The organism is Pseudomonas sp. SIMBA_068 (assembly GCF_046534705.1).
In the GTDB taxonomy this organism is placed as follows: domain Bacteria; phylum Pseudomonadota; class Gammaproteobacteria; order Pseudomonadales; family Pseudomonadaceae; genus Aquipseudomonas; species Aquipseudomonas putida.
Map to the genome: position 1 here is coordinate 1 of NZ_JAWRYI010001528.1, position 239 is coordinate 239.

1 pseudogene is annotated in these 239 nt (G+C 60.3%); it reads left to right on the top strand.

Annotation, left to right across the window (positions count from 1 at the left end):
* A pseudogene (locus SB756_RS34790) lies at positions 1–239 on the top strand (type IV pilus secretin PilQ); the annotation flags it as partial.

Here is a 239-nt window from a genome sequence, read left to right on the forward strand (position 1 = left end):
GGTGCCGAGCCGCCGCAGGAGCCACCCACGTCGCCCTTTGTCGACCTGGGCTCGCTGACGGGGACGTCAGGCTTGGGTATCGCTTACATCACCGACAACCTGTTGCTGGATCTTGAGCTGACGGCCATGGAGAAAACCGGCAACGGTGAAATCGTCTCTCAGCCCAAAGTGGTGACCGCCGACAAGGAAACTGCGCGCATCCTCAAAGGCACCGAGATTCCCTATCAGGAATCCAGCTC